General features: G+C 62.8%; 1 protein-coding gene. It reads right to left on the reverse strand.

Features of this window, described 5'->3' with window-relative positions:
• A partial coding sequence (locus ACPYOM_RS24160) for a hypothetical protein (RefSeq protein ID WP_481347927.1) occupies positions 1–231 on the reverse strand: 231 nt, incomplete at both ends.

Consider the following 231-nt stretch of genomic DNA (forward strand, 5'->3'; position numbering starts at 1 on the left):
GCCTTTGTACTGGCCGTATTTGAGCTGGATGCCTTCGCCGGAGGAGGCGAAGTTGGAGCGGACGTCGCCGGCCATGGGGTTGGTTTTGCTGGTTCCGGGCTTGGTGACGTTGGTGATGAGCCGCGGCTGGCTCCAGCTGATCCCGCCATCAGAGGACTCGATGACAGCTGAGGAGATCACGGACCTGTCGGCGTCGTCGTTGCCGAACTGGCTGCCGCCAAAACCCTGGTC

It is taken from the genome of Monashia sp. HAY1-2A (assembly GCF_056755315.1).